The 4569-nt window shown below is 61.0% G+C and carries 6 protein-coding genes and 1 tRNA gene; 5 read left to right on the top strand and 2 right to left on the bottom strand.

Features of this window, described 5'->3' with window-relative positions:
* Positions 1 to 85: 85 nt before the first annotated feature.
* Together ACMNAY_RS04940 and ACMNAY_RS04935 are read left to right on the top strand one after the other, a co-directional pair.
* Positions 86 to 161, top strand: a tRNA-Lys gene (locus tag ACMNAY_RS04940).
* Between the two features lie 142 nt (positions 162 to 303).
* A complete protein-coding gene (locus tag ACMNAY_RS04935; protein ID WP_394969374.1) occupies positions 304 to 804 on the top strand; it encodes a pyridoxamine 5'-phosphate oxidase family protein in 501 nt (166 codons plus the stop codon).
* 50 nt (positions 805 to 854) lie between these two features.
* Here the strand turns inward: ACMNAY_RS04935 and ACMNAY_RS04930 are convergent, their stop codons facing one another.
* Positions 855 to 1379, bottom strand: a complete 525-nt coding sequence (locus ACMNAY_RS04930; RefSeq protein ID WP_418718605.1) for a B-box zinc finger protein — start codon at positions 1377 to 1379, stop codon at positions 855 to 857.
* A 157-nt stretch (positions 1380 to 1536) separates the two neighbouring features.
* Positions 1537 to 2079 carry an ECF transporter S component gene (locus ACMNAY_RS04925; RefSeq protein ID WP_394969378.1) on the bottom strand — a complete coding sequence of 181 codons (543 nt, stop codon included), beginning with the start codon at positions 2077 to 2079 and terminating at the stop codon, positions 1537 to 1539.
* Between the two features lie 145 nt (positions 2080 to 2224).
* On the opposite strand from ACMNAY_RS04925, the gene ACMNAY_RS04920 reads away from it, so the two are divergent.
* The 3 genes from ACMNAY_RS04920 to ACMNAY_RS04910 are packed head-to-tail and all read left to right on the top strand — an operon-like array spanning position 2225 to position 4526.
* The gene (locus ACMNAY_RS04920; RefSeq protein ID WP_394975811.1) at positions 2225 to 2914 is read left to right on the top strand and encodes a Crp/Fnr family transcriptional regulator; all 690 of its coding nucleotides are present in this window, start codon (positions 2225 to 2227) and stop codon (positions 2912 to 2914) included.
* A 21-nt stretch (positions 2915 to 2935) separates the two neighbouring features.
* Entirely contained in the window at positions 2936 to 3901 is a 966-nt protein-coding gene (locus tag ACMNAY_RS04915) for a glycosyltransferase family 2 protein (RefSeq protein ID WP_418718604.1), read from the top strand.
* Entirely contained in the window at positions 3894 to 4526 is a 633-nt protein-coding gene (locus tag ACMNAY_RS04910) for a flavin reductase family protein (protein ID WP_418718603.1), read from the top strand. The genes ACMNAY_RS04915 and ACMNAY_RS04910 overlap by 8 nt, the downstream gene beginning before the upstream one ends.
* The last annotated feature ends 43 nt before the right edge of the window (positions 4527 to 4569 follow it).

Genomic DNA, 4569 nt, shown 5'->3' with positions numbered 1-4569 from the left:
TTTCTTTTGCTAAACTGCTTTTGCTTCTTATGTGTTGACAAATCCTGTCCCGGTTGCTATAATTGTTAAGCTGTATTCAGAATATGAGCCATTAGCTCAGTTGGCAGAGCACCTGACTTTTAATCAGGGTGTCCGGGGTTCGAATCCCCGATGGCTCACCAGTTCGCCGCAAGCGATGCGTCGCTTGCGGCGGCTTCTTATAAAAAAGCCGCCGGGTTTTGCGTCTTTGTCCCATTCCATTAGGCCTTAGAAGGAATGGGGACGGGGTGCTTTATTTTTTATCAGTCAGGAGAGGTGTTTTTTATGTTCCGAGAAATGCGCCGCCACAAACAGCTTCTGAACGCCGAAGAGACCGCCGCCGTGCTGCACAAGGGCACCTCCGGCGTGCTGGCTCTTTCGGGTGAGGACGGCTACCCCTATGCCGTGCCCATCAGCTATGTGTTCGACGGGGACAAGCTCTATTTCCACTGTGCCCAGAGCGGCCACAAGCTGGACGCCATCCGCCACTGCCCGAAGGCCTCCTTCTGCGTCATCGACCAAGACCAGATCGTGCCCGAGGAGTACACCAGTTATTTCCGCAGCGTGATCGCTTTCGGCACCATCCGGGAGCTGGAGAACGACGGCGAAAAGCGGGCGGCCATTGAAAAACTGGCCCGCAAATATGCGCCTGACGACACCGCCGAGGGCCTTGACGCCGCCATCCGCCGGGACTGGGCGCCTCTGTGCATGCTGGAGATGACCATCGACCACATGACCGGCAAGGAAGCCATCGAGCTTGTGAAAGCCAAGGAAGCGAAGAACTGAAAAAGAGGGGCCTGTGCATCATCGCGCAGGCCCGTTTTTTATATTCCCCCTTACTTCTGCACGGCCATGGCGTCCAGTTCGGTTTTCGCCCGAAGGACTTCCGACAGCTGGATGAACAGCGCGGGCACCCCCACGAAGAAGGACAGCACGCCCTTGGCAAAGCCAAGGAAGACCCAGAAGCCCACGCTGGCGATCAGGTCCACATGGATGCGGGCCTGACCGTCGCTGATGAGATGCCAGACAAAGGGCACCGAAAACAGCACCAGCAGCTGCACCAGCACCATGAGAAGCGGCACGCCTTCCATCAGCGGCGGCAGCATCACCAGGCACAGGCCAAAGCCGATCAGCGCCCGGATCATGAACCCGCGGACGGTGCCCTCCAGTTCCTCCCGGCGCTGGGCGCCCCAGGCCTCCTCTTCTGCCTGCTTCTGCCGCTGCTGCTCCTGCCAGAGAGCCTCGAAGCAGTCGTCGCACAGGCAGGGGGTGTATTTTTCCGCACATTCACGGCACAGAGCCTTTCCGCAATGCTGGCAGTATGCCACAGCGTCCCGATCCTCATGATTAAAGCACTTCATAATTGTATCCTCCTCTTGAAAGGGCGCCCGCCAAAGGACGCCGCTTTTTTCGTTTTTGCCTTACACCTCCTTTATAGGGCGCCCCTTTGCAGAAGTTAAAGAACCGCGAAAAAAAAACGCCCCTGCCGAACGCAGGGGCATTTTTTGAGGGATGGATTTACGCCTTTTGCAGCACAAAGCCTTTCACCTTGCGCAGCAGCGGCCAGAGGATGGCGCACAGCACGCCGCCGATGAGGGCGGTGATGAACTGGTTCACGCCGAACATGGTGCTGACGGTGGCCACCTGTTTTTCGTTGAGCACGCCGCCGAAGAGGGGCAGCAGCACGAACTGCAGGCCGCCGGCCATCACGGCCACCTTGGCCGCCGCGCCCAGCAAAAAGCCAAGCCAGAAGAATTTATCCTGTTTGCGCAGCGCCCAGGCGCACACCACCAGGGCGGCGTTGCCCGCGGCCACCAGCACGATGAGCTGAGGCATCAGCTGCATGACGGGGCTGGGGGCGATGAGGAATGCGAGGATGGGGCTGAGCACCGCGATGCACAATCCGCTGCCAAGGCCCACCGCCAGGGCGGCCAGCAGCAGGATAAGGTTCACCAGCGGGCCGGTGATGAACTGGCTGACGGTCTTGAACTGCTGCACCACTACACAGAGCGCCAGCAGCAGCGCGGTGCGGGTGAGCATGCGGGTGTAAAACTGTTTCATGAAAATTCCACCTTTCCCGGGGCCCCTTCGCCCCTCTTTGCATTGCTTTTCCTCGTAGATTTTACTATAATGAGGGATAGATTGCTGTTGCCCGGGCAACTGTTGTGATTTTTTTATTTATCTTTTTCGCAGAAAGGAGCCGCCCGTGGAAGAATACTATCCCCTGCTGGCAGGCACGCCCCTGTTCGCTGACATCCCGCCGGAGGGCCTCGCCCGGCTGATGGGCTGCTTTGCGCCGGCGGTGCGCCGCTACGAAAAGGGCGACATCCTGCTTTTGGCGGGCTACGATACCGGCGAGATCGGCGTGCTGCTGGAGGGCAGCGCCACCGCCCTCAAAACCACGCCGGACGGCGCGGCGGTGTCCATCACCGACCTTGTGCCGGGCAGCGTGTTCGGCGACGTGCTGGCGGGCAGCACGGTGAAAAGCCCGGTGACCATCACCGCCCGCAGCACCTCAAAGGCGATGTTCATCCCCTGCCGCAAGCTGCTGTGCCCCTGCGCGGCGATGCACCCGGAGCACACCCAGCTGATGCAGAACCTGGTGCGCACCATTTCGGAAAAATACTTCGATCTGAGCCGCCGGGTGGATCTGCTCATTCTGAAAAGCCTGCGCTCCAAGCTGTGCGCCTACCTGCTGGGCCAGGCGAAGGCCGCCGGGGCGGACACCTTCTCCATCCCCCTCTCCCGGGCGGGGCTGGCAGAGTATCTGAACTGCGAGCGCAGCGCCCTGTGCCGGGAAATTTCCCGCATGCGGGCGCAGGGCCTGATCGAGACCTATAAAAACAGTTTTAAAATTCTGGACCGGGCGGCTCTTGCCCGGGAATACCAGCGCTGAACGCTTTGGAGGAATGGAAACATGAAACTGCCGGTTTTGTACATCGTCATCCCCTGCTACAACGAGCAGCAGGTGCTGCCCGTCACCGTGCCCATGTTCCTGCAGAAACTGCGGGACCTGATGGCCGCGGACCTCATCGCCCCGGCAAGCCGGGCGGTGTTTGTGAACGACGGCTCCAAGGACAACACCTGGGCCATCATCCGGGACCTGGCCGCCAAAGAGGAACTGGTGGAGGGCATCTGCCTCTCCCGCAACCGGGGGCATCAGAACGCCCTGCTGGGCGGCCTGATGACCGTGAAAGACCGCTGTGACATCACCATCAGCATCGACTGCGACGGCCAGGACGACATCAACGCCATGGACGAGATGGTAAAGGCTTACCACGACGGCTGCGAAGTGGTGTACGGCGTGCGCTCCAAGCGGGACACCGACACCTTCTTCAAGCGTTTCACCGCCGAGAGCTTTTACAAACTGATGAACTGGATGGGCGCCCAGGTGGTGTTCAACCATGCGGACTACCGGCTTTTGAGCAGCCGGGTTCTGAAAGAGTTCGCCAACTTCAAAGAGGTGAACATTTTCCTGCGGGGCATGGTGCCGCTGGTGGGCTTCAAGAGCACCAGCGTCTACTACGAGCGCGCCGAGCGTCTGGCGGGCGAGAGCCACTACCCTCTGAAAAAGATGCTGGCCCTGGCCTTTGACGGCATCACCAGCCTGTCGGTGAAGCCCATCCGCCTCATCACCGGCTTTGGCATGCTGGTCTCCTGCATCAGCTTCATCGGGGTGATCTGGGCGGTGGTGGCGGCGCTGCTGGGCCACACGGTGGCCGGCTGGGCCAGCACCATCTCCATCGTCTGCTTCATGGGCGGCATCCAGCTGCTGTGCCTTGGCGTGATCGGCGAGTACATCGGCAAAATTTACATGGAGACCAAGGCCCGGCCCCGCTACATCATCGGCGAGACCACCTTTGAGGAGAAGGTCCATGAGTGAAGAGAAACTCTCCTGGCCGGGCAGCGCCCTGCTGGGCCCGGTGCCCCCGGTTCTGGTGAGCTGCGGCGAAGGTGAAGCGGCCAATCTCATCACCGTCGCCTGGGCGGGCACCATCTGCACCCAGCCGCCCCGGGTGTCCATTTCCGTTCGGCCCACCCGCCACAGCTACGGCCTCATCAAAGAGAGCGGCGAGTTCGTCATCAACCTGCCCACCACGGCCTTGGCCAAGGCGGTGGACTGGTGCGGCGTGAAGAGCGGCCGAGACGTGAACAAATTCACCGCCATGGGCCTGCACACCACCCCCGCTTCGAAAATTGGCTGCCCCTTGCTGGCGGAAAGCCCGGTGAGCCTGGAGTGCAAGGTGTTCCAGCGCCTCGAGCTGGGCAGCCACGACCTGTTCCTGGCGGACGTGGTGGCGGTGGACGTGGACCCCGCCCTTTTGGACAGCGCGGGCAAGCTGCATCTGGAAAAGGCGGGCCTTTTGGCCTACGCCCATGGCGACTACTACGCTTTGGGCAAACAGCTGGGCAAGTTCGGCTGGAGCGTGCGCAAGAAAAAGCCCGCGCCCAAAAAGCCGGGTGCGCGTCCCCAAGGCCCTTCCTCCCCCCGGCGGCCCCGCAAATGAACCGACGCAATAGCGGCCGGGGGGGGAATTATGCACCGGGCGG

It is taken from the genome of Candidatus Allofournierella merdipullorum (assembly GCF_048426865.1).
Classification (GTDB): domain Bacteria; phylum Bacillota; class Clostridia; order Oscillospirales; family Ruminococcaceae; genus Allofournierella_A; species Allofournierella_A merdipullorum.
Note: the sequence above shows the minus strand (reverse complement) of the source record. Positions and strands in the feature narration are given on the sequence as shown.